Genomic DNA, 24,593 nt, shown 5'->3' on the forward strand with positions numbered 1-24,593 from the left:
TACATTCCAATTACTAGGGGCAAAAAATGAGACTTATCCCGTTAACTCAAGCAGCACAAGTAGGTAAGTGGGCAGCAGCTCACATCGCTAAGCGTATCAACGATTTTAAGCCTACCGCTGAGCGTCCATTCGTTCTGGGTCTACCTACTGGTGGCACTCCTCTAGCTACTTACAACGCATTGATAGAGCTTTACCAAGCTGAAAAAGTGAGCTTCAAACATGTTGTGACTTTCAACATGGATGAATACATCGGTATCCCAGCAAATCACCCTGAGTCATACCGTTCATTCATGTACAACAACTTCTTCAATCACATTGATATCCAAGAAGAAAACATTAACTTGCTGAACGGCAATACTGACGATCATGATGCTGAATGCAAACGCTACGAAGATAAGATCAAGTCTTATGGCAAGATTAACCTGTTCATGGGCGGCGTAGGTAACGATGGCCACATCGCCTTCAACGAGCCAGCGTCTTCTCTGTCTTCTCGTACTCGCATCAAGACTCTGACAGAAGACACCCGTATCGCGAACTCTCGCTTCTTTGATGGCGACATCAACCAAGTTCCTAAATACGCGCTGACTATCGGTGTTGGAACGCTTCTGGATGCAGAAGAAATCATGATTCTGGTAACAGGTCATAACAAAGCACTTGCTCTTGAAGCTGCAGTAGAAGGTTGCGTCAATCACTTATGGACAGTCTCTGCACTTCAGTTGCACCCTAAAGCAGTGATTGTGTGTGACGAACCTTCTCAACAAGAGCTAAAAGTGAAAACAGTGAAGTACTTCTCTGAGCTAGAAGCGGAAAATATCAAAGGTTTCTAATACCCAGATAGCAAACTTAGCTGAACGTTCCAAAAATAAAACCCGTGTGTCATCACGGGTTTTTCGTTTCTCATTGATGCACACTTAATAGGCTTTAATACCAAACTGACGTAATCGCTGTGGTAGCACCTCGTCCAGCTTGTCGAGCTCACTTGAGTCAACTTCAATAAAATTGAAATGATGTTGCGTATAGACTGCTCGAATCGCCTCTCGATCTGTCTGGCTGATTTCTCCGTGATCACTTCCCCAGAATTGCAAATACACCTTACCTGTAGGCAAATAAAAATCGCTGGTAACATCTTGCTCAATGGGTAGTTGGCGCTCATACGCATGAATAATTCCGGCTAAATATAGCCAGTTATCAATCAACAATTCAACTTTGGAGCGAACAAAGTGCCCATCTAATGTACGGTGTTTGGCTTCAAATTTTTGACGAAAACTCGAATAAGACCTATCCGTTGAATGGGACTCCGCATCCTGACCTAAAAACTCTACAACTGACTGCTTTAATCGCTTGTTCCTGAGTACTACTTGATGCCAGACAACAAAAGTATGCTGTGATTCTTTATCTGTCCTTTGCTGGCCACCAGCACGAATCCCAGCTTCAGTAACGTCCCAGCCATTATCCGACTTATTGATCCAGCCTAGTTCACTCAGCAGTTGATTGATTCGCTTAGGGTTCAAATTGAGTTTCTCACCCAGCTGCGTCGCACTTAATGTCGTACCAGAATTCGAGCTAAGCTCAATGTGAAGAGTAGTAGGCCAAACAATAAATTGACCATATTTAGCATGCTCCACGTACTCTCCACCAAATTTGGTGCCCTCTTCGGTGAGAATCCATTTATCGTCCTGTCGTGATATATAACCCGCTCGCTTAAGATCAGCAAACAACTGCTTGGCTTCAATGTTGCGCATTTTTGCTAATGCCGACGTCGATATTTTTTCAGACATACTTCTAGCCTCCGGCTGCGGTGATGGAATAATGCTGAGTGATACTCAGATTCAAGTGATCATGTTCAGAATCTTACATCTCGAAGTCACTTTAACGTCTACATATTAACATATTGATTTTACTGACTTAAGTTCCATGACATATAGCCACTCGAGCCAACAAAAAACGTCTCATCGATGTTGTCTCATATCCAAGCCTTTCTATCCTAACAGTGAGCTGTTATACCTATATATAACACCAATTCAGCCGAAAGGGCTTTATCATGACTGATTGGCATGATCGCCAGCCGATTTTTCGTCAGCTGGCTGAGCTGCTCACCCAACAAATACTACAAGGGATATGGAAAGAAGGCGATGCGTTACCCTCTGTGCGCAGTGTGGCTGCGGACATGAAAATCAATCACATCACCGTCATGAAGGGCTACCAGGTTTTGGTAGATCAAGGCTTCGTGGAAAAGAGGCTCGGTCAAGGTATGTTCGTCACACCAGGAGCAAAACAGCAAATATTAGAAACTGAAAAAGTACGTTTTCGTGAAGAACAAATTCCTCAGATCGCCGACACGTTAAAACGACTGGATATACCGCTCGAAGAACTTATCCAGCATCTCACACTTCATATCAAAGGTGACCAATGAACGCAGTAGTCAGTGTAAAACATGTCTCCAAACAATACAGTAAACAAGGAGAGACACTACACGATATCAGCTTTGACTTACATCCAGGACAGGTTCTCGGTCTGCTCGGCCACAATGGTGCGGGTAAGTCTACGCTTCTTAACGCTATGCTCGGTGCGCACAATTATCACGGAACGATTCGTATCAACGGTTACGAACCGATAATGCAGCGTCATAAGATCATGCAGAACTTGTCATACATTTCGGATGTTAACGTATTGCCAGACTGGATGACGGTGGAACAACTACTGACCTATACCGAAGGTGTTCATTCAGGCTTTAACCGTCAGAGAGCCGATGCCATCCTTCGTCAAACTGATATTCAATCACGCTCTCGTATCAAAGCCCTATCAAAAGGAATGAAAGTCCAATTGCATTTGGCGATAGTGATCGCGACCAATACACAAATACTAATTCTGGATGAACCAACACTGGGGCTGGATTTAGTCTATCGAGATACTTTCTATCGTCATCTGCTGGAGTGGTTCCATGATGGCGAACGCATTCTCATCATCGCCAGCCATGAAGTCTCCGAGATAGAGCACTTATTGACGGATGTACTTATTCTTAAACATGGTCATTCGGTACTGCAGGCATCCATCGATACGATCCATGACAATTACTTCATACTTGATGCCAGTGATGACCATCGTCTGAAAATTGAAGCCATGCACCCTCTCTCATCGCAAAAAGGGCTTGGCACCACCAGATGGTTGCTCTCTTCACGATATGCATCGCAAGTCGAAGGGATGGGTGACATTCACGGCGTAACGCTTGCCGACCTATTTCTCGCGCTGCAAAAGGGGGCTGCGTAATGCGTTCTGTATTTACGATGTTACAAAGAGAGTGGTGGGAAAACCCACTGGTATCACGCGTGCCATTTTTTATGTTTGTATGCGGAACATTATTGTTTATCAGCATCATGACCAATTCGAATCTTTCACACAATTTCTTTGTCCAAATGAACTTGGGTAAAGATGCAAGTAACATCCACAAAGAGATCGGAGATGAGTTAAGTACATTGATTGCTGGCGGTGCAGGTCTGCTGTCGATTTTGTTAGGAACCCAATATTTTCCAAGAACACTGCGTAAAGAGCGTTCAGAAGGCAGTATTATGTTTTGGCGCAGTATGCCTGTCAGTGACATTCAAACTCACTTAGTGAAATTAGCCTTTGGTTTGTTAGTGATACCCTTGGTGTGCTCTGTATTAGTCGTTATCGCGGATCTGATGTTGTGGCTGCTGAACATTTACACCGACCACCAACTGGGCTTTTTGTATCACCATACTTCTTTGGGATACGTACTATTACATTGGGGAGAGTTTTTGTTGCGAATGGGCTTGGCTGCATTTTTATTGTTACCACTGGCTCTGACTATTATGGCCATTTCGCAAAAAGTAACCTCACCTCTGGTAATCCTCTTTCTTGCAATTTATGCACTGCGCTGGATGCCGATCGTGATGTTTGGTTTTTACGGAGTGGATCAGTTTTTCTCTGACATATTCTACTTACCGTTCCACGCAATCATTGCACCTAATCCATTAGAGGCGATGCAAGATGCTGGCTGGTCGAATATTGTCATCTATACCGCTATCGGGGTCTTGGCATGGATAACCAACCTGCAGTTCAGCCGTACGATTCAGTAAACGTTTAAAGTCGCATCAGAGTTAAAAAATGGTCACAACGCGCGTTGTGACCATTTTTGTTTTTAACCATTAATCATTTTTCTACCTAGCCAAGGAAAGAGATATAACCTTGCAGGATGAGTAAGTTAACAATATCAATAAAGAAAGCACCGACAATCGGCACGACCATAAATGCCTGAGGTGAAGGTCCGTAGCGGTTAACAATAGAGCCCATGTTCATTACTGCTGTTGGGGTTGCACCTAAACCAAAGCCGCAGTGACCACCAGCAATAACCGCCGCATCATAATTGCTGCCCATTATCTTGAACGTTACATAATAAGTAAAAATGGCGAGTACGACCGACTGCACCGCAAGAATGACCAAGAATGGAATCGCTAAGTCGAAAATATTCCATAATTTAAGGCTCATTAGTGCCATCGCCAGAAATAGTGATAAAGAAACTGTACCTAACATATCGACGGTTTCTGCATCCAACTTACGAATCTTAGTCACTTCCAGGAAGTTGGTAACAATCACACCAATAAACAACGCATAAACAAAATCGGGAATCATCAACCATGAGATTTCGAATGTACTCACCCATTGTTCTAAGTACTTTGCGCCGGTCACACAAATAAGCAGGAAGAATAGCTTCTCCACAACTTTTTTCGCAGTAACTTTGTCTTCTTCGTATTCGTTATAGGTCACTAATTCTGGGAACTTTTCATGCGTCTTCGCACTTCGACCATATTCAGATTCAATACCATGTTTGTCCACCAGACGCTCAGCCATCGGACTACCGATAATACCACCGATGATCAAGCCAAAAGTGGCCGACGCCATCGCGATTTCCAATACGTTATTGAGCCCGTACACATCCTGGAAGGTTTGTGACCAAGCCGCACCCGTGCCATGACCACCAGACAGCGTAATCGAGCCAGCGATAAGTCCCATTAATGGCTCTAAACCCAATGCTGCTGCCAGAGAGACGCCCACACCGTTTTGAATGATAATGTAGAACGAAGCGACGGCCAGGAAGACAAAAACCTTAGCGCCGCCCTTCATTAACTGAGTGTAATTGGCCGCTAAACCAACCGTTGAGAAAAACATCAGCATGAAGGTGTTTTGTAAAGGAAGATCGAACTCTAAGTCGATGCCGTTAAAATGAAGAGTGGTAATGACGCAGGCGACGATCAAACCACCTACAATCGGTTCGGGTATATTGAACTTCTTTAAAACTGGAAGTCTCGCATTAACAAAATGCCCTAGGAAAAGTACGCTGATCGCAACCATGAAGGACTCCAAGGCCCCTACAGATATTATATGATTCATATCGTCTCTTATTTGTTGTTCTCTTCATCCTCCATAATGATTGAGAGTTAATTTAACCCTGGTTCTACAGCCAATTTTCTCACTGCATTTTCCGCAATAATCCAAGCGATCAAGCCAAATACGCCCGTAACACAATTGAAGACTTTCATTACACTGAGTAACCGCTTCGCATAGAGCCAGATCCAAAACGGAAAAATAGCCAGTAACGCTCATTCATAAGCGTTTACATTAGCTAAGTAGTCATCAATCGCTGGGTGTCGGGTTGTGAGAAATTTACAAACGGAGCATTCTGAGCCACTGTGGGCTCCCAAAATTAAGCAGAATATTCCAATCTCTATTGAACCAAGTAACTTGTCGCTGTAGCCGATAAAGTGCTGAGATCGCAGTTAAACAACTGGGGGTTGCTTGTCCCTATCGTAGTATATTCACTCTGACTCAAGATGATTTAAACGAGCCGAATCCAAGGGAACTCTCAAGCAAATGCCAAAAAGTATTCGCTGCAGCGAGGCCGTAGTATAGCATATCGCCAACATTTTTCTTAATTTCAATGGCATTCATCGTATCTATGATTTTTACGCTAATAATTAATTACTAGCTATCGTTCTACCACTGCAAATAAATACGTAAATTTGGATAAAATCAAAGTCATTAAAACAACGTATAAAACACTGAGCTAAAACTAGTCTTGCTGAAGAAAGTAAGGAGCAGCCATGACAAAACTCACCATATTTTTTGATGGTACTTGTCCGCTTTGCGCCAAAGAGATGAGGGCATTAAAGCAGCAAGATACACATCAACATATCCGTACTGTCGATATCTATAGTGACGACTTTTTGCATTATCCACAAATCGATGCAGCACATGCCAACACCATACTTCATGCGATAGACGACAATGGAACATTGCTCCTTGGCTTAGACGTCACTTATCGCGCCTGGCAACTTGTAGGTCGAGGATGGCTCTATGCGCCATTGCGCTGGTCTCTAATTAAACCTGTTGCCGACTGGTTATATCTAAGATTTGCTAACAACAGATATCGTATATCTTACTGGCTGACAGGTAGATCTCGTTGTAGTACCGATCAGTGCTCACGCTGATACGCATCTTAGAATCACTTGGGATATAATTCCTGACGAACAGAATCCATTTGAGAAAGCCTCATGATTATTATGACCACTAATTTCGGTGATATTAAAATAGAACTGAATACCGAAAGAGCACCAGTAAGCTCAAGAAACTTTAAGAAATACTGTGAAGACGGTTTTTATGCCGAAACGATTTTCCATCGTGTCATTGACGGTTTTATGATTCAAGGTGGCGGTCACACTGAGGATATGACCGAGAAACCAACTCGTGCTCCAATTGCGAATGAAGCAAATCGCGGTTTAAAAAACACCATCGGTACAATCGCTATGGCTCGTACGGATGCACCACATTCCGCAACGGCACAATTCTTCATCAACTTGGAAGATAACGACTTTCTCGACCACACAGCTACCACAAACCTAGGCTGGGGCTACGCTGTATTTGGCAAAGTTACGGCAGGTATGGATGTAGTGAATCGTATCGCCAAAGTGAAGACTACCTCTAAACTCGGCCATGATGACGTACCTTGTGAACCCATCATTATCGAAAAAGTAACGGTAAGTGAATAAGCCTGTCAGACACCAAGATGCGCCGTAATCTCACAAAGCGTATTTAGGTATATGTTTGATGAAATAACGACCGGGTTTACAGTGTAAATAATAATCAGTGTCTAACTAATTATACCCAAGCGACTTCAAAGTGCAGGCTTCAGAGCGTTGTTTGGGTATAAAGGTTACATTCCTTTAAATAAACTTTGGGAGGCACGGCTTACCGCCAGTTTCTTATCGCCGATATGGACAAACATTCGTCCTGCAAAGTCTTTATTTACCTTATTAATTTTGCAAACCTGAACCAATGTTGAGCGATGGACTTGCCAAAACTGTTCGGGATTAAGCTGCTGAACCAACTCTTTTAACGATGTGCGGATCAAATATTCATGAACCGCTCCTTGCCCTTGCTGCACATAGACGGAAACGTATTTCTCTTCCGACTTGAAATAGAGCACATCAGAAGTGGCAATCAGATGAATATCTTCTCCCTGAGTCGCTTTAATCCAATGCAGGTATTGTGGCGTTTGGGGGGCTGACAATTGCTGAAGCTGCTCTAACAAACTGTTCATATGCATATTGCGGTTATCTTGTCCTCGCTTGGCAATGCGAGTTTTAACTCGCTCACAAGTGGTTTGCAAACGAGCATCAGAGATAGGTTTGAGTAAGTAATCTGCCGCGTTTTGTTCAAACGCTTTAATAGCGTAATCATCGTATGCGGTAACAAAGACAATCAAAGGTGGATTCACCATACGATTGATTTTTTTCGCCAGAGTCACCCCGTCTAAAATGGGCATACGAATGTCAAGAAAGGCAATATCAGGCTGTGTTTCTTGTATGGCGTTCCAAGCCTGCTCACCATCGGCAACTTTAGCGATCACTTCCAGTTCCGGCCACACTTCGGCAAGACTTTTATCCAAATGACGTCTTAACAACGGCTCATCGTCGGCAATAATAGCGGTAGTTCCCGTCTTCATTTCCTACTTCCTTGATTGTAATTACAACTCTATTGGCCAACTTAAACGGACACTAACACCACCCTCAACAGGCTCACTGATCAACACCAGACCTTTTCCTGAATAGAGAGCATCAACCCGCTGCTTTAAGTTGCTCAACCCTATACCCGATCCACAATGTTGACTTACATGATTCAGACCAACCCCCGAGTCTCTGACTTCAACCTGAAGCAACTGATGTTCGCATTTGATCCGCAGATTCACTTCTCCCCCTTCTCGCTTCGGTTCGATACCGTGAATAATGGCGTTCTCCACCAACGGTTGCAGCATCATTGGGGGCAGTTCTATTTGCCCTAATCCCTCTTCCACCTCAATGGAGTAACTCAAGCGATCACCTAAGCGAATTTGTTGAATCGCGAGATACGCATCAATCAACGCAATTTCATTTTCAATGGTGGTGCGTTCTTCACGTGAATTTTTCAGTGTTGCTCTCAATAACGCGGTTAACTGCTCCAGCATCTGTTTGGCTTTATCAACATCTTGTGACATGAGTGCGCTGATGTTCGCCAACGTATTAAACAAGAAATGCGGCTCAATCTGGCTTTGCATCTGTTTCAGTTGGCTAAGTACTAACGCGCGTTCTTGTTCAGCTTTCTCGCGCTTGATCGTTTCTAATTCACGCTGGGCGATAGCCTGTTTCTCTCGAGAGTGAAAATAGAAATAGCACATTGCACTGAACAATAATCCCATCAAACCGACAGACAGCATGCCTGATATACCGAAATAGTCGCCTAGCCAAAACTGCGCATTCGTCACACCAAACAACAAGCATGCACTGAGAGATAGGGAAATTTCCATCATACGCGGGATGGTCGGGAAGAGTTTGTCGATCAGCCACGAGAAGAAAATGGCCGAATAGCCAAAGCCAAAGCTAACCAGCAAATGAATGTATAACGGGCCGCCCCATACAAAAAGCGTCATTACGGCAATAAAGAAGCAGAATAGAGAGGTCTCCACCAAACTTCGTAGCCACCCACCTTTATCCATTAACTTCGCTGAAAACATTTAGAACCTCCCTTTGACGTTAAATACAATCATATACTTATCGTTGATTTGAGCGTAAGCAGATTGGTCGTCTCCGGATAAAAAGCGTGCAGCGACTTCCAGTTCTACGCTTTGATCGCCACTATCAATCCATTGATAATTGACCCATTGCGTCACAATGACACCGCCATCTTGAGGTGAGAGCATCACATCGAGCGTTGGCATCACATCGCTTAACCATCCCATGCTTACCTCTCCGCGCCACACCGACCAGGCTTCAATATCCCAGCGCCAATGCAACATCAGGTTATGTTGAACGATATTGGCGTGTTGAAAACCTTGCGCGTAACTGCTTGCTATTGGCCTGGTAGCAGGCGATTGCAAGAGTACTTCGCCACGGCTTATCGCTTTGCTCCATTCACTTTTAGACCACGCACGGCTGTCATACCAGTATTCGGCGATCACATTGTGTCCACCTTGGTTGGCCCAGTTCAGTCCAACCAGAGCTTGAAATGCACTGCCTTGCTTCTCAACAGAAACAGGTTGATCAAGCTGATCACGAATTTGATAACCGACACTCTGCTTTTGCCACAGCAGCGAACTGTGCATGGCAATGGACTCGTCCCAAACGGTAATCGCACTGGCTCCGAGTAAGCCACGTCTCACATCGTCGTAATAACCAATCCACTGGTATTCCGTATCGTCCACCAGCGCATATCTACGCACGCCAAAGCCTTGCTGTTCTGCCGCTTTATCTAACGCGCTTCGGTCTTGTTGCCCCCAACCAGAGTCCGTGGCGATCAACGTCCATTCACCGGCTATGTCGTAGTGCGAAATAGAAAACACACCCGCTCCTTCTTCTGCAACCAAGCCAACTGGATTTTGTCGGTAGGGTTTGAACAAATCCAAAAGACGATAGCCGTACCCTACTCCCCAATCGACACGCAATTTACCCAAGCTAACATCGAGAGTAGTATCGCTGACTTGCCATTCGCCCTGCCAAGCCAGTTCTCGGACTAAGAGTTGATTGTTGGCCTCACTCCCCCACTCGCTATTGCCTTTCTCATTCAAATACAGACCTTGACTATAGAGCGTGAACAATCCGCTGATATTTTGGTAGTTCATTTGTACGTCGAGCAGTGCATCGAGCGAAGCGTGAGAGTCAACTTGCGCAACAATAAAATTGGTATCGCGTTGCTTAGCTGTCTCGTAGCTTAGTGCCCAATCCCATTCAAAACTCAGTTCGTTGTTCGCAGAAACGGGAGAAACGAAAGCCCAGGCGAAAAGGCTCGCAATGTAAGCCGTGTGGCATCTCATATTGGTTCCTTGCAACGACCTACAATTGTGAGGTATTCGCTTTTGGTAAATAGCTGGGACTGTAGAACTTGTCATCCAGCTGCCATGACAAGATCTCTTGATACTCAATCACGGTTTTTTTGCTTGGTTGAATACTATCTAGCAAGGTCATCTCGCTGACATAATCTCTTCCATTTTTCTTCGCTCGGCTGTATCGAGCTTGCTTAGCGAGTTTGCCTGAACGTAAATAAAGATCAGCTTGGATTGGAAACGCATCGTGCTTTGCTAACCATAAATCAATTTTCTGATAACTCGCGCCTGCCGTTTTTGCGTTCAGGACGACATGGTAAGCTGGAATGCTCTTACCGTTCACAGAGAGGGTTTCGGTCGATTTCCACTCACCTTGATAATCCTGGCTCCAGGTGAGCGTTGAGATATCCCCAATTGAAGCTTCACCCAGTAACTTTTGCATTGGTGTAATACGGATCGGGCGGCGACTTTTGGGCATTTGCAGCCAGTAGTTATCGCCCATCATCAACATTTTTTGCCCCGCTTCGACGGCCGATTTAAACACCACCAGAGACTCTCGGTTTGGACGAGTGTAAACGTGGTATAGGCGGGTCTTATCCAACGCTTGATCTTGGTACAAGCGAACCAAAGAGACCACTTTGGAAGATTGATCCTGCAAGCGGTAACCGTCAGCTTTTTCTATTAATTGTTCCACTTGCTGTCTATCCAACGCTTGACCATTCGCCATGGCGGCACCGCTCATGACCAAAAGAGCCAGTAGCAATATCTGTTTGAAGTTAAACATAAATCAGTGCCTCCGTAATAGGCTTGTTCACCCCTTTGCGTGCTGAGAAAAGCGCCGCAACCAGACAAATAATCAGTACTACGCCCCCTGCAACTACAACCAGCTCCCAAGAAAAGTAAATCGTGAGCGGATATCCGTCCGTACGTCCGGGCGGTGGCGGCATCTGCACGTCAACCACCATGAGCAAAACCGTAACCAAGGCGGTAAATAACGCACCAATTACACTTCCAATCACAGCAAGCAGCCCCGCCTCTCTTAAAAAACTGGCAATGATTTCATGCGGGTAACTACCTAACGCAGATAAAGTGCCTATTTCACGCGTGCGCTCAGTGACGGACATAGTCATGGTGTTAAACAGCGCGACAAAGACCACTAGAGCCATTACCGCCCCCATGATGCCGAAGATACGGTCATACAAGCCCTTCACTTTGAGATAAAAGAATGCGCGTTCCTGCCATGGCGTGATTTCAACGTTTTGGTTACCGAAGTGCTGCTTTTGATTTGCAAGGATCATCGCCACTTGCATCTCTACTTTGGCTGTCAAATTGGTATCGAACAGAAAGACCGATAACGTGCTGACTTTGTCTGATCCAAGCAAAGACTGCGCACTATCGATGTTCACATACAGTTGGCGTTTATCTAACTCTGGAACACCCGTTGAGTAGATGCCGCGAACCTTAAAGTCATAAGCGTTTAGCGCCCCGTCTGTCGTCGTCGCCAGTAAGGTGATCCAGTCGCCCACAGTTAGGTTCAGGTTATTGGCAAGATCCAGACCCAGCATCACTTCAGGCTCCATAGGGTCATACCGCGCAGAATGGATATTTGACAATGTCTGCCCTTCCCGTACATCCAGGAACGGCCCTTTCATATCGAACTCGCGTTCATTCACTCCGATACCGATAAAAATGGCTGACTTGGTGCCATTGGAAATCAATCCACTGAACTCCACACGCGGTTGCACACCTCTGACTTCATTTAGCCCGATCAATTGTTTAGTAATATCGTCAGAGTGACTCAGACCGTTACTGAGGGGCATCTCTTCCTCTTTAGTAAAATAACCTGGCGTTGTAAGAGTTAAATGCCCGGTATCGCGCGCTGTGGACTCTTTCAAGCTGTCATAAGTGTAGAGACCAAAGCCGCCCGCACTGGTAAGCGCAAATACAGCAATCGCGATAATCAGCATCGAAAGCAGGCTGCGGCGGCGGTTACGTTGAAGGTTCAGCCACGCAAGACGAACCGAAGCTGGGATTAACTTGCCCATGAAACCTCCTCAGCACCAAGATGCGCGTGAGTAATTTTTCCGTCCACCAACTCAATGGTACGATCGCAGCGTGATGCCATTCGCGGGTCGTGAGTCGCGATAATGAAAGTGGTGCCCATTTCGTGCCCTAGTCCTTTCATAATGTCGATCACCTTATTGGCAGTTTGGCTATCCAGACTGGCGGTTGGTTCATCAGCAATCACCAATGACGGTTTGTGAACCAAAGCACGCGCGATAGCAACACGTTGCTGCTGACCACCCGACAAGTTATCTGGCATATGGTGAATGAACTCGCCCAGACCAACGTGTTCAAGCATTTCGCTGGCAAGTTTGGTTTGTTCAGCTTTGGAATAACCGTTGAGATGCAGCGGATAGGCAACGTTTTCCAACGCTGTCATCACTGGCACTAAATTGAACTTCTGGAATACAAAACCGAGCTTTTCACGGCGCATTTTAGCGGCCTGCATTTGTCCGGTAGGATAAGCGTTTCCCTCAAATGTCACTTCCCCACCGTACAAGGTATCAAGCATGCCAAGAATATTCAGCAGCGTGCTTTTACCCGAACCAGAAGGACCACACAACGCCACCATCTCTCCGGCAAATACTTTCCCAGACACCTCTCTCAGCGCATGAACTGTCTGGTTGCCTAAGAGATAATCACGGCTGAGTTGATTGAAAATAATCATAGCGGCTCCTTAATGCTTCGCCAGCAAGGCTTTTGCCGTTTGCGTTTCTAGGTTGTTGTCGCCAAGCTGCTCCATCTGCATGAACCATTTTTTGGCTTGTTCAACATCTTCTGCACGCAGCGCTGCTTCAATCGCATAACGATAAACCCATGCGGTTGCTGCGAACGGTTGTTGGCTAAAGCTCGGCTCATCCAGAAGAAAAAGGTACATCTCATAGCCACGCTCGAAGTGGTTAAACATATCTGGCAGTGCGGTGTAAGTTGTCGCCGCCATCGCGGTCGCTAAGTGATATTCTGGCAGGCCTTGTAATCGCTGTTGCTCGTGAACAGGTATTGGCTGGTTGGTCATTAAATCCAACCCTTTTTGAATAGTCGTCAGGCCGTGCTCTGTGAACTTCATCTTATTCCACGGCATAAACGCTTCACGACCTTGCAGCGTTTCGGTGACACCGAGGTATACCAGAGTCAGTGGCGTAGCCCCTTGTTCCTCAAGAAGTTCAGATAGCTCGTCATGAACGCTATCTACCAAACCTGAATTGCCTTGCTCTGCTTGGTTAAATCGATTCAGTAATGATTCCGTTGGGTTGGCAAATGCTAAACTACTACTCAGTGCGAAAGCGGAAAATAAGGTAAAGACTAATTTGAAGCCTGTCGCTAAGTGCGAGTTGAAAACCATCATGGTAGCTGTCCTTATTAAAACGTGATTAGATGGTTTCAGGTTAAGCAAAGGCCCCCTCCCCTGCTAAGATATGCGACCAATGGTCTTTTTGCGGAATGAATGGGATTTAACGCGGATAAATGGCTCTAATCGATTCAGCCCAGAAACTCAATGCTTGGTTGGCTGATAGGACACACATCAGTGGATAATTTTAGGTAGTTAAGTCATTCCATGTGAGTTACTGACTCATTAGTTTCTCAATCAGTGACACTGAAAAATCACCACGATCAAAAAAGGCTTCCTGAGGGAAGCCTTTCATACAACTGCGAATGCTATAAATTATAGCTCTGCGTTGTGGTAAACCTGTTGAACGTCGTCACAGTCATCTAGAAGGTCTAAGAACTTCTGGAATTTCTCAGCATCTTCACCCGTTACTGGTGTTGGAGTTTGAGGAACGAAAGTGATTTCTTCCACATCAACAGTAAGATCCGGGAATGCGTTGTTCAGAGCGGTTTTAGTTTTGAAGAACTCTGTATGAGGAGCGAATACAGTGATCACACCATCTTCTAGCTCAACGTCAGTCACGTCGACATCGTCCATCATCAGCGTTTCCAGAATGACTTCATCATCATCGCCTTTGAACTGGAATACCGCTTGGTGATCAAACATGTGAGAAACAGAACCTTCAACACCAATTTTCGCACCTACTTTAACAAAGCATTGGCGTACATCTTGGAAAGTACGGTTGCCGTTATCTGTCAGACAGTCAACGATAACGCTTGTACCACCAGGACCAAAGCCTTCGTAACGTGCTGGTTGGTAATCTTCACCGCCGCCGCCACTCGCTTTGTCTAGTGCTTTTTCGATAACGTGCGCAGGCACCTGATCTTTTTTCGCTTTCGCGATTAGGTGGCGAAGAGACAAGTTCATGTCTGGGTCGGTACCACCATTTTTCGCGCACATGTAAATTTCTTTACCGTATTTGGAATAAACTTTAATTTTTGCGCCTGCAGTTTTCGCCATAGAGGCTTTGCGCACTTCAAAACTTCTTCCCATCGGGATGTCTCTCTAAATTCAAATTTAATGCGAAGGATTTTAGCAAAAAGCGAAACCTTTTCAATTTTCGCTTTGCCGAGGAATGGGGAAGTTACTTCATTCGCCGCTATGATTTACACCAGAGCCACGATTCGCGTTACGCGACACCCATTACTCGCTTGTACTTTTCAACCGATTGCTGGAAAAATGCTTTTTCATCAGCATCGTTAATCTTAGACAGTTGCTCTTCTATTGCTTCAGGACCAGACTTGGCCTCCCTGAGTTTCCAAACCAAAAACGATGCTTGCTTATCCAGCTCGATTTTGTTTTTTTCGTCAGGCGGCAATAGGGATAGATTAAACGACATTCACAGCCTCAAGGTACTTTTAATACTAGCCGCGCACTATAGCATACCGACTTGAAATTGCAGAATAGAAACGCACTTAACTTGATCAATTTCAAGTTACTGATTTCGGGCTAACATCAATTTTCAACGCTTTTGGCAGGTATTGTTCAAATATTTGTTTCAATCGTTCCTGAGTTACCGGCTTAGAAACAAAACTATCCATCCCAGCATCGAAACAATGTTGCTGGTCTTCTTCCATCACATTTGCACTCAACGCCACGATTGGAACACTTCCCCCCCACTCGGTCATCTGACGGATTAGCTGAGTTGCAATGAAACCATCCATTACCGGCATTTGGCAGTCCATAAAGATTAAGTCAAAACTCTGCTCATGACACAGTCTAACCGCCTCTTCTCCATTGCTCGCCACACTCACTCGTACATCCAGTTTTTCCAACATGATTCGCAGGACTTTCTGGTTCACCTTCGTGTCTTCAACAACAAGGACTCGTGGGATATCTTCTGATGTTGCTTCCGCGTCAATGCCTTCCAGTTGTGGAAAATCAAAAACATTTTGAGGTTTAGCGGATACCGATTCTTTTACCACCCGAAGAGGAATGGTGAATTCAAAACGACTCCCCAAGCCAAGCTCACTGGTTAAGCTGACTTCGCCACCCATTATAGTGACTAACTGCGCTACTATCGCGAGCCCTAACCCCGTTCCACCATATTTTCGTGTAGTACTGCCATCCGCTTGTTGAAAGCGCTCAAACACCGTTTTGTGGTTTTCTTTAGCGATGCCAATGCCAGTATCCACGACCGAGAAATAAGCGTACGCCAGATCATTTTCCTGATACGCGAGTGAAACCTGTAACTTGATGTAGCCATGCTCAGTGAACTTCGTAGCATTGCTTAGCAAATTATTCAGTACTTGCTTTAAACGTCCAGCATCCCCTTTCACTTCTATTGGTAATTGAGGGTCTATTTCGCTCAATAACCGAAGATGTTTTTGCTGTGCTTTCATCGAATGCATGCAGAGCACATTATCCAGCAGGTGACGTAAATTGAAGGGGGTCGATTCAAGTTCAATTTTTCCCGCTTCAATTTTGGAGAAGTCGAGTATGTCGTCAATGATCGTCATAAGCGAGTGGGATGAACTATCGATGATCTCTACAAACTCATTTTGCGACTTATCCAGACTGGTGTCTCTCAACAACGATGTGGCTCCGACTATACCATTCATTGGCGTTCGTATTTCATGGCTCATCGTGGCAAGAAATTCACTTTTCTTACGATTGGCAACTTCCGCTTTATCACGCTCGGTTTCGAGTTCGACTTGGTGATCACGTATTCTTTTTACGCTTCGATTGTATTTCTCTGCTAAGACACTGATTTCATCAAAACACCAACGTTTAGGTAAGCTCACTAGGCTTGGGGCATTACCACCACGAAAATCACTTACCGCTCCCGATAAAAGTTGCAATGGACTAACCAACAAACGAAACGCAACCAACAATACCCCTATAATTAACACTAAGATCTTGATCGCTTCTGTTGTAACGAGGAAAAAAAACTCTTGCCATAAATTCTGATAGATAACTCTCATGTCAGCCTGTACAACAAGCTCAGCGAGATCATAGGTCTTCCCTCCGACTTGATATTGCATTGGCCAACTGCGTTCGACAACTCTCTCTGAAAGCTTTTTTCCGAGTTCGACAATGACTTCGTCCTTTGTCGCGATGCGCAGATAATCAACCGAAGGTAATCTCATTGCACCATGAGCCTGAGTGAGTAATAACTCTCTGTCTTCCACCCATAAGCTGGCGGAAAAGCTAGAAAGGTAACTCGATTCAACCTGCATCAGGTCAGTGTCCAGATGCGCCAGATCTTCGTTGAATCCACGATATAAGCTTATGGAGGAGATAATCATCGTAAAGATTAAACTCAGCATTAGTACGGCCAACATAAGCTGTTTTCCGATACTGAACCGACGTTGAGTCTTCTCTTCTGTCTCCATCTGGATTCGCTCCAATAAACTTGCGCTACTCTAAATATAGTCACGAGCAAACATTAATCGAGGGTAAAATGAACGTACTGTTGCGTGGATTGGTTTTTAGTTTCATGGCGTTAAGCGCATTTTCGTCCGCTGAAGAGGTGAATTACTACGTCATCGCAGACCAAGCCAGGCCATTTCAAATAGAGCAAAATGGACAAAAGCACTCAGGCATTGTCACGGATATTGTCAGCACTATTTTTGCCAGCTCAGATTACATCGTGAACTACCATACCTACCCATTTAAGCGCATGATTTCTGTGTTAGAAGCAGGCGGAGCTCCAAACTGGATCACTTATGGCAGCCCTAATTGGGGAAGAGTCCAATCAGAAAATTTATCTAATGAACCCATTTACACTGTAAAACATGTATTGGTATCCAGTAACAAAGCACCTTTTATGTTCAGTAACATCCAGGACATTCGCGGTCGTTCGATCGTACTGTTACTCGGTTTTGATTACCCTGATTTAATACCGTATTTTGAAAATGGCACGGTGAACGAGATGCGCGTTAAAGATTACGGTGCGGCTTACCGAGTCGTGCAAAGAACACCTAAAGATACCGCATTTGTTGAAATGGAATCGCGCGTTATGTACAACTTGAAGCGCCTGGACTTGCCATTAGAGGAATACCAAATCCAGTCTTTCAACACAGTCATTCCGGACTACCCCATCTACCTCGCTTTCTCGTCTAAGATGAACCCGGATGTGCAAGCCTTTATCAATAAACGACTCTCAGATCTAAAAACATCAGGAGAAATTGATAAAATCATCAAAAAATATCTCTAGTACTATTTATCCACTTAAATCTGGCCTGCAAACTCTTTGACGATGGCAGTGCCTGGGATCTTTATCGAGAACTAAAGATTATCAGGCTCATTAATCTTTAGCTCTTCACGTACCTGCATCAAGATGGCCCCCAGATGATTCTGACCTTTTCCGTCTCCCCCATCGCCCCAGAATTCATCTTTGTGGGAATGTTCCGTAAGGCTTGCATCACCAGTTTTGATTAACTGGTTTGCCAACTTGGGATTTTGTAGGAATTTTTCCCGCACGACAAAAGCCATGACGGATAGCTTTATTTCATCCCAATCGTTGCGGACCAAATGCGCATATTTACGGCTGAGTAAGAACGCTTCATCCGGAGTCGTAGCGCGCTGAATTTGACGCTGTATCGCAATATCAGAGAATTTCTGTGCTTGATAATAATGCTCGCTGGTGGCCCAAGCTTGATCAAATACAGTTATCGGTGCCCAGCAGAAGTTAGATAAAAATCCATGGGGTTCATCCGGTTCGTAAAAAAGAATCTGCTCAACCATACATGCGCTCCTGTTCCGTGGAATCCATAATCAACAAAAAGCATATCGTTATTGATATATCTTTTAGTAACGCAAGATGAGGTTGTCAAAGGATTGATGTAGATGAATAGCGAATTTGAGAAGCTCTTGAGCACTTCTACTAGAAGTTAGAAGGAAACGAAACCGACACTAAGCAATAATGAAAAGGGTAGCCTTTTGACTACCCTATTGGTTCATTGCGATACCTAAAGCAACAAATCAGTGAATCAAACCCAGTTCTTTAGCTTCTTCAATCGTCAAACCGCTTTCACGGATTTCACGTAGTGCTTCAATGCGTCTTCTGGCTTCAGCTGATTTCATTGTTTTCTCTGGCTGCACAACGGTTTCTTCTTCAGGTAATTCCCATTTGTGAGCGATGTTACTCATCTCTTCATGGTCGATAGAATTAATGGACATATTTCCTCCGAACACACCATGTTTTCGATGAGTAATCTATAGCAAACCCCAAGGGGCGTGGTAAGAAAAACTATAGGGAAATGTGACCCTTCCCGACCTTTCGTTAACTCATTAATAGATTCATCACTTAAACTTTGCCAAAGGCATAATTTAAGATTAAATTTGAATGATTACCCCTAAGAAAAGTACGCTGATCCAGCTCTCATTTTTGCTTCTTTACAGAAAATTTTAATCCCCCTCAAATCCCTATTTTCTTCCAACAATCGAAGCTTATCGTATAGCTTAGCGCTGTTATTCTTCCCTAAGTTGTGACCTGCTATTCAAATTTTCGCGATGTTTTAAATAAGTCAAAAATGAACCAGACTCTTTCTAAGCATGGAAGTAATGCGCGAACGGATCTGCATTTTTAAGTTTAAGCAGAGGAAAGGTCACTTTATTATCGGTGGTATGAGGTCAACTAGTGAAATTGAGTAACTGGCAAGATCAAATGTCGATTTGGTATGAGAACGGAAAGCATGATCAAGTAGAGCAATTAGAAACGATCTTGTATCTGGCACCCGATGAGATATTTGGTCCCAAGCTAACGGATCAACAAAGCAAGGCTATTGCATGCTGGCTTGATGGTTGCCTTAGGGTGTTTCAGTCCACAAGGAATACAAACCGGCAAAGAGCCTTTCACACCCTACTCTACGCAAGCGAAAAACTCGAAAAAGCGGCTACCAGTTCAGAGACCGATTTACTCATCAGAGATTGGTGCTTGAAGCGACTTCAACATCTAACCGTACTGGCTTTAGAATTCTGCAATCAGCAACGCGATCAAAACGAATGGCAGCAACAGGCAACGAGCTTGATCGAGTCTCACATTGCTTTAATGCATGTACTTCATTGGAATGAATATAGGAAAGATGATCAAGGGACTCTTCATTGAAACGGAAAGATGATCAAGGTAGGTAGAGTGGTGCTGAAATTTGGACAAAAAAAAGCGAGTTTCCTTAGGAGAAACTCGCGAAGTCTATTCAGAATGAATGTAACAATATATGAGCCTATCTATTAATCATCAGAAAGGACAAAAGGTTGTCTATTCGAGATAGAGCTTAGTCTTCACATCAGCACCTAATGTCATCACTTTGTAAGAGTTAAGTCTGTTTTCTATCATTGAAATAAATTATTACATTTGAAATCAATGAGTCACATGGTTCTGGTCTAGCTCGTCCTGCTGAGCGCTATTAAATCGCCATCTCGTCAAGCGCTCGGTATACCATCTCGTCCATATGCCCATCAAAGATTTGTCTGCAGACTTTACGGCGAACCGCCAGGCCAGCAATCAGACGTTCAATGGTGAGATGCTTAATATCATTTTGAGTATTAAACAGCTCAACAGTTTTACTCAGCGTCTCGTAAGGCACAGGATCATCCTCTACTCTCAGCCAATCAAGCTTGTCAATGTACTCAGAGCATTCTTCCTTAATGGAAGCATAAGAATGGCCAGTCATTGCGGATAGCGCGGCTATGCTGCGTTCCAGAGCCTCTGGAGACGTGTACTTGGATAGAGTAATGGTGATTTCATCCGCGTTGATCTCGACCAGATGCTTCCTCTGCTTCACCCGACGCCCCAAATTACCACGAGGCGACGGTGCTTTACGCTGAATAGGCTCAAATTCGCCGTCAATGATGCCTGAGAGCTCTTCTAGCTGTTGTTTTGATACCATCTCATTACGAAGTGGGTTTGGCAGCGTAGGAGCCATATTACGCTTTCCTGCGTTTGTTGTACGTGCTCTTGAGTATCGTAAGACTTCTTCAACATCGCACTTGATGTCTATCTGGTAATCTGTGGCTTTATCATTCTCGATCATTGTTTCGATCGTCAGATGATAACCCCACAAGTTAACCACAAAAAGATCGTCCGTTCCTTTACCATCAGATAATCGTCTCAATTCACGGATGAGATCCATAGAGAAACGGCGCCATTCTATATTGCGTGCTAACTTTTGGTTCAATTCGCTCAACAACATGCAATCGGTATGACGACGTACCATCCGGCTACGGAAGAACGAATACAGCTGGAATACCAAAGTATGTTGTTTAAGAATCTCAGGCGGGAACAAGAAGAAATAGTCCCGCGTGAGTAACTCTTCGTAAAATGATGGTTCCCAAACCAAAATATACAAATTGGGCTTGATACGAATTTCGCCATCAATGCCTTCTACAGGCGCTTCTTCCGAAGCAGTTATCGTTCTCGCCAGGAAGCGGAATCGATCACTTTTAAAACCTTCAGGCATGTTTTCGCTTAACCAGCGACCAGTGAGTTCGTGCAACTGGAAATCCGTGAATTCGATTCGGTCAATGCTGTCACGAATTGAATCACGAGCCGGACCACTGTCCTTTTTGCCACGCAACGATAGGATATCGGTAATGTACAGCGGGGTTTTGTTTGGTACATGTGCAGCATCGAGTTGGTACTGATCTTTATGATGATCGTGGTATTGCACGGTTAAAGTAAACAGTGCAAACAAGGTCATCAGATCATCCACAGTCATAATATTTTTAGACGATCGAGTTTCAATGACTGCTTTGGTGCCAGAGATCGAAACCATAGATTTCTGATAACTTTTTCGCGTACGAGGTGGAGCAAGCGCTTGGTCAATGATCCCTGCCCAGTTCGTCGGAGATACGACAAACTGATCAGCTTCATCTTTCATTGTCGGTGGCGTATTTAAGCCATGTTCATTTAACAACCGCTTATTAACCTGAGTTTGCGCTAATGCTTTTGAACGCTTTTGCTTTTCATTTTGGCGAACTTTTTCAGTGACTAAGCTGGTCGCACCCAAAACAGAAATGAGCTTATTTGGGTTTACGAACTTGTGTAACATGGTTTTACCAGCCAGTCCTTCTTCAAAGCGAACTGGGGTTTGAGTAAATAATCCGATGTTTACTGCTGCTCGCAAGCGTTGCTGAAGCGCGGCACGGGTCAATTGACCATCTGTCGCTTCAACAATTTCAGTTGTGGATACGAGTCCATCTTTGCTGCTGAAACCTCTTAATGAGATCAGATTAAGCAACTCTAAGATGCTTTTGGTCACCCCTTTGAAATGCTGGTACTGCTCTACCCAATCTGCAGAAGATTCATGTACCTCAAAAAGATGGCCATCCTTATGGCTTCTTGGTGCTTTAATCAGAATTTTTTCATCAGCCGTCATTTTAGATCCAGATCACACTAGCCGTAGTTGTGCTATTGTTCCGCAGAATAAAGAAAAACAGATCATAAATAAAGAAAAAATCTTGTTTTTTAAATAACTGATCTTTTTGATTATTCTGATCTTAATTGATTATATGATCTAATGATCTGGACACTAGGTGTGACATAAGTTCATGTTATTAAAGATGTTTTTTTTAGTGCCTTTGGAACTATGATCATGTGGTTAACGAAACTATGATCAACATATTAGTGAAAGCATGATCATATTCTTTCGCAAGCATGATCATTAAGTTCCTGAAAAGATGATCAAAATGATATTGAAACGATGATCATGACGTTTATACAGGTTATCCACAGAAGTCAGAGGCTGGTGTGTAAATTATCGTGTTAGCTGATCAAACTTTACCTTGTCATTTCCCTTCGGATCAATGATCAAGATAAATAGAAATGTATGTTACAAGCTAAATTCTGGTGGCAAATCATTCATGTGGTTAAAATGGCACCAAATTCCGTTTATCAATGGGTAAATATAGCTTAAGAAGAAAATTGTGGAAGCATGATCATGATGGTATAAGCCACCGATGCTATCGTATCAAATTTATCGTTCCGACGTTTTGTCGCTCTTTCTTTCCCGGATGTCCCAGTCTATCTGCATTCAACCGTAAAGTAGCAGTAATTTTACATGCTTCCGAGCAACTGCATTGCTTGATCATATTTCCGAAAGATTGATCTACTGCCATTACACTTTGTTTCTCATGCCCTATCCCTTTTATTCCTTGATCATGCTTTCATATCTCAGTTTTGTCATGGAAGAATGATCAAGATATCTCCTTGATCATTCTTCCAGCTGGTTTATTCGATATCCGTATTAATTTACTCGGATACATGATCAAGGTGCTGTGAAAGATAAAATTTTTTACCGCATCCTTTAGTTGATAATTGATTTTACATAATCCGTAATTTAGTCCGCTAATATAATCGTTCCGTATAAATTTCAATTTACAATGTAAATAAGTGACCATGTAACATTTCAAATGTGATGGAGTTGAAACACCTTTCTCTAAGTATATTTGATTAAAATTTGATATGTTTTTTTACCATTAATCATGAAACTGTCGATTTTAATGTTTTTTTATGTGATTGTTATTCAAAATGTTTGTGCACCTTTTTGTTGTTTTTGGTATCTACTGCTGTACAATTGCAATCAGATATCCTTCCAACGGAATTTGGCATGAAAAGAGAAAAAACGATTGAAAACCTTCAAGAGTTAGCGGAGCTGACACAGCAGGTTCAAGCTGACCGTATTGAGATTGTTTTAGAAGAGAGAAGTGATAACTACTTCCCTCCAATGTCTAAGGCAATGATGGAGACCCGCTCGGGGCTGACGCGCCGTAAACTCGATGATGCTATTGGTAAAATGGAAACCGCTGGCCATCAGTTCACTAAGAATAATGCCAATCATTATTCCATTACGTTAGAAGAAGCGCATATGCTTATGGACGCGGCAGAGGTGCCTAAATTCCATGAGCGTAAAAAAAATACAGGCAATAAGCCTTGGATTATTAACGTACAAAACCAGAAGGGCGGCACAGGTAAATCGATGACGGCCGTTCATTTGGCGGCATGTTTAGCGCTTAACTTAGATAAACGCTATCGTATCTGTTTGATTGACTTGGACCCACAAGGCTCACTACGCCTGTTCCTAAATCCACAAATCAGCGTTGCTGAACATGACAACATCTATTCTGCTGTCGATATTATGTTAGGCAACGTACCTGATGGGGTAGAGATTGACCGCCAATTTTTGCACAAGAATGTGTTACTGCCGACTCAATATCCTAATTTGAAATCGATTTCTGCGTTCCCAGAAGACGCGATGTTTAACGCTGAAGCATGGCAAACATTATCTGAAGACCCATCTTTAGACATCGTTCGTCTGTTGAAAGAGCAGCTTATCGACAAAATCGCTAACGACTTTGATGTCATCATGATTGATACTGGTCCACACGTTGACCCGTTGGTTTGGAACGCAATGTATGCCTCTAATGCATTGTTGATCCCATGTGCGGCAAAACGTCTTGACTGGGCTTCAACAGTAAACTTCTTCCAGCATTTGCCGACGGTATACGAAATGTTCCCCGAAGATTGGAATGGTCTGGAATTTGTTCGCTTGATGCCTACCATGTTTGAAGATGACAACAAGAAGCAAGTGTCTGTATTAACTGAAATGAACTATCTTCTTGGTGACCAAGTTATGATGGCAACAATTCCGCGCAGTCGAGCATTTGAGACCTGTGCGGATACCTATAGTACGGTGTTCGACCTAACTGTTAGTGACTTTGAGGGGGGCAAGAAAACACTCGCAACCGCTCAAGATGCAGTTCATAAGAGTGCACTGGAACTAGAGCGCGTATTGCACTCTAATTGGCCGTCATTGAATCAGGGGTAATAAG

At 43.9% G+C, this 24,593-nt stretch carries 23 protein-coding genes and 1 pseudogene; 9 read left to right on the top strand and 15 right to left on the bottom strand.

Annotation, left to right across the window (positions count from 1 at the left end; translation table 11 throughout):
• The first annotated feature begins 26 nt into the window (after positions 1-26).
• The gene (gene nagB, locus WJM94_RS21130; RefSeq protein ID WP_444496146.1) at positions 27-827 is read left to right on the top strand and encodes a glucosamine-6-phosphate deaminase; all 801 of its coding nucleotides are present in this window, start codon (positions 27-29) and stop codon (positions 825-827) included.
• Positions 828-911: 84 nt separating this feature from the next.
• Here the strand turns inward: nagB and WJM94_RS21135 are convergent, their stop codons facing one another.
• A complete protein-coding gene (locus WJM94_RS21135; RefSeq protein WP_444496147.1) occupies positions 912-1,778 on the bottom strand; it encodes a glycerol kinase in 867 nt (288 codons plus the stop codon).
• Between the two features lie 263 nt (positions 1,779-2,041).
• On the opposite strand from WJM94_RS21135, the gene WJM94_RS21140 reads away from it, so the two are divergent.
• The 3 genes from WJM94_RS21140 to WJM94_RS21150 are packed head-to-tail and all read left to right on the top strand — an operon-like array spanning position 2,042 to position 4,097.
• Entirely contained in the window at positions 2,042-2,413 is a 372-nt protein-coding gene (locus WJM94_RS21140) for a GntR family transcriptional regulator (RefSeq protein ID WP_444496148.1), read from the top strand.
• Positions 2,410-3,267 carry an ABC transporter ATP-binding protein gene (locus WJM94_RS21145; RefSeq protein WP_444496149.1) on the top strand — a complete coding sequence of 286 codons (858 nt, stop codon included), beginning with the start codon at positions 2,410-2,412 and terminating at the stop codon, positions 3,265-3,267. The genes WJM94_RS21140 and WJM94_RS21145 overlap by 4 nt, the downstream gene beginning before the upstream one ends.
• Positions 3,267-4,097 carry a hypothetical protein gene (locus WJM94_RS21150; protein WP_444496150.1) on the top strand — a complete coding sequence of 277 codons (831 nt, stop codon included), beginning with the start codon at positions 3,267-3,269 and terminating at the stop codon, positions 4,095-4,097. Before WJM94_RS21145 ends, WJM94_RS21150 begins: the two co-directional genes overlap by 1 nt.
• A gap of 85 nt (positions 4,098-4,182) precedes the next feature.
• Here the strand turns inward: WJM94_RS21150 and gltS are convergent, their stop codons facing one another.
• Complete coding sequence (gene gltS, locus WJM94_RS21155; RefSeq protein ID WP_444496151.1) at positions 4,183-5,409, bottom strand: sodium/glutamate symporter; 1,227 nt, start codon at positions 5,407-5,409, stop codon at positions 4,183-4,185.
• 710 nt (positions 5,410-6,119) lie between these two features.
• Here gltS and WJM94_RS21160 point away from each other — a divergent pair.
• Both WJM94_RS21160 and WJM94_RS21165 read left to right on the top strand, forming a co-directional pair.
• Entirely contained in the window at positions 6,120-6,506 is a 387-nt protein-coding gene (locus WJM94_RS21160) for a thiol-disulfide oxidoreductase DCC family protein (protein ID WP_444496152.1), read from the top strand.
• 63 nt (positions 6,507-6,569) lie between these two features.
• On the top strand, positions 6,570-7,064 hold the full coding sequence (locus WJM94_RS21165; protein WP_444496153.1) for a peptidylprolyl isomerase: 495 nt from the start codon (positions 6,570-6,572) through the stop codon (positions 7,062-7,064).
• 164 nt (positions 7,065-7,228) lie between these two features.
• Here WJM94_RS21165 and WJM94_RS21170 read toward each other — a convergent pair whose 3' ends face one another.
• The 10 genes from WJM94_RS21170 to WJM94_RS21215 all read right to left on the bottom strand — a co-directional run bounded on the left by WJM94_RS21170 (position 7,229) and on the right by WJM94_RS21215 (position 17,155).
• A complete protein-coding gene (locus WJM94_RS21170; RefSeq protein ID WP_444496154.1) occupies positions 7,229-8,020 on the bottom strand; it encodes a LytR/AlgR family response regulator transcription factor in 792 nt (263 codons plus the stop codon).
• Positions 8,021-8,041: 21 nt separating this feature from the next.
• Positions 8,042-9,064 (bottom strand): sensor histidine kinase, encoded by a 1,023-nt coding sequence (locus WJM94_RS21175; RefSeq protein WP_444496155.1) that lies wholly within the window; start codon positions 9,062-9,064, stop codon positions 8,042-8,044.
• Entirely contained in the window at positions 9,065-10,360 is a 1,296-nt protein-coding gene (locus WJM94_RS21180) for a hypothetical protein (protein WP_444496156.1), read from the bottom strand.
• Between the two features lie 19 nt (positions 10,361-10,379).
• Positions 10,380-11,153 carry an outer membrane lipoprotein-sorting protein gene (locus WJM94_RS21185; RefSeq protein WP_444496157.1) on the bottom strand — a complete coding sequence of 258 codons (774 nt, stop codon included), beginning with the start codon at positions 11,151-11,153 and terminating at the stop codon, positions 10,380-10,382.
• Entirely contained in the window at positions 11,146-12,414 is a 1,269-nt protein-coding gene (locus tag WJM94_RS21190) for an ABC transporter permease (protein WP_444496158.1), read from the bottom strand. The genes WJM94_RS21185 and WJM94_RS21190 overlap by 8 nt, the downstream gene beginning before the upstream one ends.
• Entirely contained in the window at positions 12,402-13,100 is a 699-nt protein-coding gene (locus WJM94_RS21195; RefSeq protein WP_444496159.1) for an ABC transporter ATP-binding protein, read from the bottom strand. The genes WJM94_RS21190 and WJM94_RS21195 overlap by 13 nt, the downstream gene beginning before the upstream one ends.
• A gap of 9 nt (positions 13,101-13,109) precedes the next feature.
• The gene (locus tag WJM94_RS21200; protein ID WP_444496160.1) at positions 13,110-13,778 is read right to left on the bottom strand and encodes a hypothetical protein; all 669 of its coding nucleotides are present in this window, start codon (positions 13,776-13,778) and stop codon (positions 13,110-13,112) included.
• 318 nt (positions 13,779-14,096) lie between these two features.
• Positions 14,097-14,813 (bottom strand): YebC/PmpR family DNA-binding transcriptional regulator, encoded by a 717-nt coding sequence (locus WJM94_RS21205; RefSeq protein ID WP_444496161.1) that lies wholly within the window; start codon positions 14,811-14,813, stop codon positions 14,097-14,099.
• A gap of 136 nt (positions 14,814-14,949) precedes the next feature.
• Complete coding sequence (locus WJM94_RS21210; protein ID WP_005374484.1) at positions 14,950-15,159, bottom strand: DUF3283 family protein; 210 nt, start codon at positions 15,157-15,159, stop codon at positions 14,950-14,952.
• 91 nt (positions 15,160-15,250) lie between these two features.
• On the bottom strand, positions 15,251-17,155 hold the full coding sequence (locus tag WJM94_RS21215; RefSeq protein WP_444496162.1) for an ATP-binding protein: 1,905 nt from the start codon (positions 17,153-17,155) through the stop codon (positions 15,251-15,253).
• 68 nt (positions 17,156-17,223) lie between these two features.
• Here WJM94_RS21215 and WJM94_RS21220 point away from each other — a divergent pair, with 68 nt between their 5' ends.
• A complete protein-coding gene (locus WJM94_RS21220) occupies positions 17,224-17,979 on the top strand; it encodes a substrate-binding periplasmic protein (RefSeq protein ID WP_444496163.1) in 756 nt (251 codons plus the stop codon).
• A 74-nt stretch (positions 17,980-18,053) separates the two neighbouring features.
• Here the strand turns inward: WJM94_RS21220 and WJM94_RS21225 are convergent.
• Positions 18,054-18,509: pseudogene (locus WJM94_RS21225) on the bottom strand (NADAR family protein); the annotation flags it as partial.
• A 237-nt stretch (positions 18,510-18,746) separates the two neighbouring features.
• Entirely contained in the window at positions 18,747-18,944 is a 198-nt protein-coding gene (locus tag WJM94_RS21230; protein ID WP_444496164.1) for a hypothetical protein, read from the bottom strand.
• A gap of 460 nt (positions 18,945-19,404) precedes the next feature.
• Between WJM94_RS21230 and WJM94_RS21235 the strand changes: the two genes are divergently transcribed.
• The gene (locus WJM94_RS21235; RefSeq protein ID WP_444496165.1) at positions 19,405-19,872 is read left to right on the top strand and encodes a transcriptional regulator; all 468 of its coding nucleotides are present in this window, start codon (positions 19,405-19,407) and stop codon (positions 19,870-19,872) included.
• Positions 19,873-20,170: 298 nt separating this feature from the next.
• Here the strand turns inward: WJM94_RS21235 and WJM94_RS21240 are convergent, their stop codons facing one another.
• Positions 20,171-22,141, bottom strand: a complete 1,971-nt coding sequence (locus WJM94_RS21240) for a replication initiator protein RctB domain-containing protein (protein WP_444496166.1) — start codon at positions 22,139-22,141, stop codon at positions 20,171-20,173.
• Positions 22,142-23,371: 1,230 nt separating this feature from the next.
• On the opposite strand from WJM94_RS21240, the gene WJM94_RS21245 reads away from it, so the two are divergent.
• Positions 23,372-24,589, top strand: a complete 1,218-nt coding sequence (locus WJM94_RS21245; protein ID WP_444496167.1) for a ParA family protein — start codon at positions 23,372-23,374, stop codon at positions 24,587-24,589.
• Positions 24,590-24,593: the final 4 nt, after the last annotated feature.

The sequence above is a fragment of the Vibrio sp. YIC-376 genome, assembly GCF_052353105.1.
Classification (GTDB): Bacteria; Pseudomonadota; Gammaproteobacteria; order Enterobacterales; family Vibrionaceae; genus Vibrio.

Excerpts from the sequence above, each read along its gene's own strand:
- nagB (WP_444496146.1), top strand. The coding sequence starts at position 27 with ATGAGACTTATCCCGTTAACTCAAGCAGCACAAGTAGGTAAGTGGGCA.
- WJM94_RS21135 (WP_444496147.1), bottom strand. The coding sequence starts at position 1,778 with ATGTCTGAAAAAATATCGACGTCGGCATTAGCAAAAATGCGCAACATT.
- WJM94_RS21140 (WP_444496148.1), top strand. The coding sequence starts at position 2,042 with ATGACTGATTGGCATGATCGCCAGCCGATTTTTCGTCAGCTGGCTGAG.
- WJM94_RS21145 (WP_444496149.1), top strand. The coding sequence starts at position 2,410 with ATGAACGCAGTAGTCAGTGTAAAACATGTCTCCAAACAATACAGTAAA.
- WJM94_RS21150 (WP_444496150.1), top strand. The coding sequence starts at position 3,267 with ATGCGTTCTGTATTTACGATGTTACAAAGAGAGTGGTGGGAAAACCCA.
- gltS (WP_444496151.1), bottom strand. The coding sequence starts at position 5,409 with ATGAATCATATAATATCTGTAGGGGCCTTGGAGTCCTTCATGGTTGCG.
- WJM94_RS21160 (WP_444496152.1), top strand. The coding sequence starts at position 6,120 with ATGACAAAACTCACCATATTTTTTGATGGTACTTGTCCGCTTTGCGCC.
- WJM94_RS21165 (WP_444496153.1), top strand. The coding sequence starts at position 6,570 with ATGATTATTATGACCACTAATTTCGGTGATATTAAAATAGAACTGAAT.
- WJM94_RS21170 (WP_444496154.1), bottom strand. The coding sequence starts at position 8,020 with ATGAAGACGGGAACTACCGCTATTATTGCCGACGATGAGCCGTTGTTA.
- WJM94_RS21175 (WP_444496155.1), bottom strand. The coding sequence starts at position 9,064 with ATGTTTTCAGCGAAGTTAATGGATAAAGGTGGGTGGCTACGAAGTTTG.
- WJM94_RS21180 (WP_444496156.1), bottom strand. The coding sequence starts at position 10,360 with ATGAGATGCCACACGGCTTACATTGCGAGCCTTTTCGCCTGGGCTTTC.
- WJM94_RS21185 (WP_444496157.1), bottom strand. The coding sequence starts at position 11,153 with ATGTTTAACTTCAAACAGATATTGCTACTGGCTCTTTTGGTCATGAGC.
- WJM94_RS21190 (WP_444496158.1), bottom strand. The coding sequence starts at position 12,414 with ATGGGCAAGTTAATCCCAGCTTCGGTTCGTCTTGCGTGGCTGAACCTT.
- WJM94_RS21195 (WP_444496159.1), bottom strand. The coding sequence starts at position 13,100 with ATGATTATTTTCAATCAACTCAGCCGTGATTATCTCTTAGGCAACCAG.
- WJM94_RS21200 (WP_444496160.1), bottom strand. The coding sequence starts at position 13,778 with ATGATGGTTTTCAACTCGCACTTAGCGACAGGCTTCAAATTAGTCTTT.
- WJM94_RS21205 (WP_444496161.1), bottom strand. The coding sequence starts at position 14,813 with ATGGGAAGAAGTTTTGAAGTGCGCAAAGCCTCTATGGCGAAAACTGCA.
- WJM94_RS21210 (WP_005374484.1), bottom strand. The coding sequence starts at position 15,159 with ATGTCGTTTAATCTATCCCTATTGCCGCCTGACGAAAAAAACAAAATC.
- WJM94_RS21215 (WP_444496162.1), bottom strand. The coding sequence starts at position 17,155 with ATGGAGACAGAAGAGAAGACTCAACGTCGGTTCAGTATCGGAAAACAG.
- WJM94_RS21220 (WP_444496163.1), top strand. The coding sequence starts at position 17,224 with ATGAACGTACTGTTGCGTGGATTGGTTTTTAGTTTCATGGCGTTAAGC.
- WJM94_RS21230 (WP_444496164.1), bottom strand. The coding sequence starts at position 18,944 with ATGTCCATTAATTCTATCGACCATGAAGAGATGAGTAACATCGCTCAC.
- WJM94_RS21240 (WP_444496166.1), bottom strand. The coding sequence starts at position 22,141 with ATGACGGCTGATGAAAAAATTCTGATTAAAGCACCAAGAAGCCATAAG.
- WJM94_RS21245 (WP_444496167.1), top strand. The coding sequence starts at position 23,372 with ATGAAAAGAGAAAAAACGATTGAAAACCTTCAAGAGTTAGCGGAGCTG.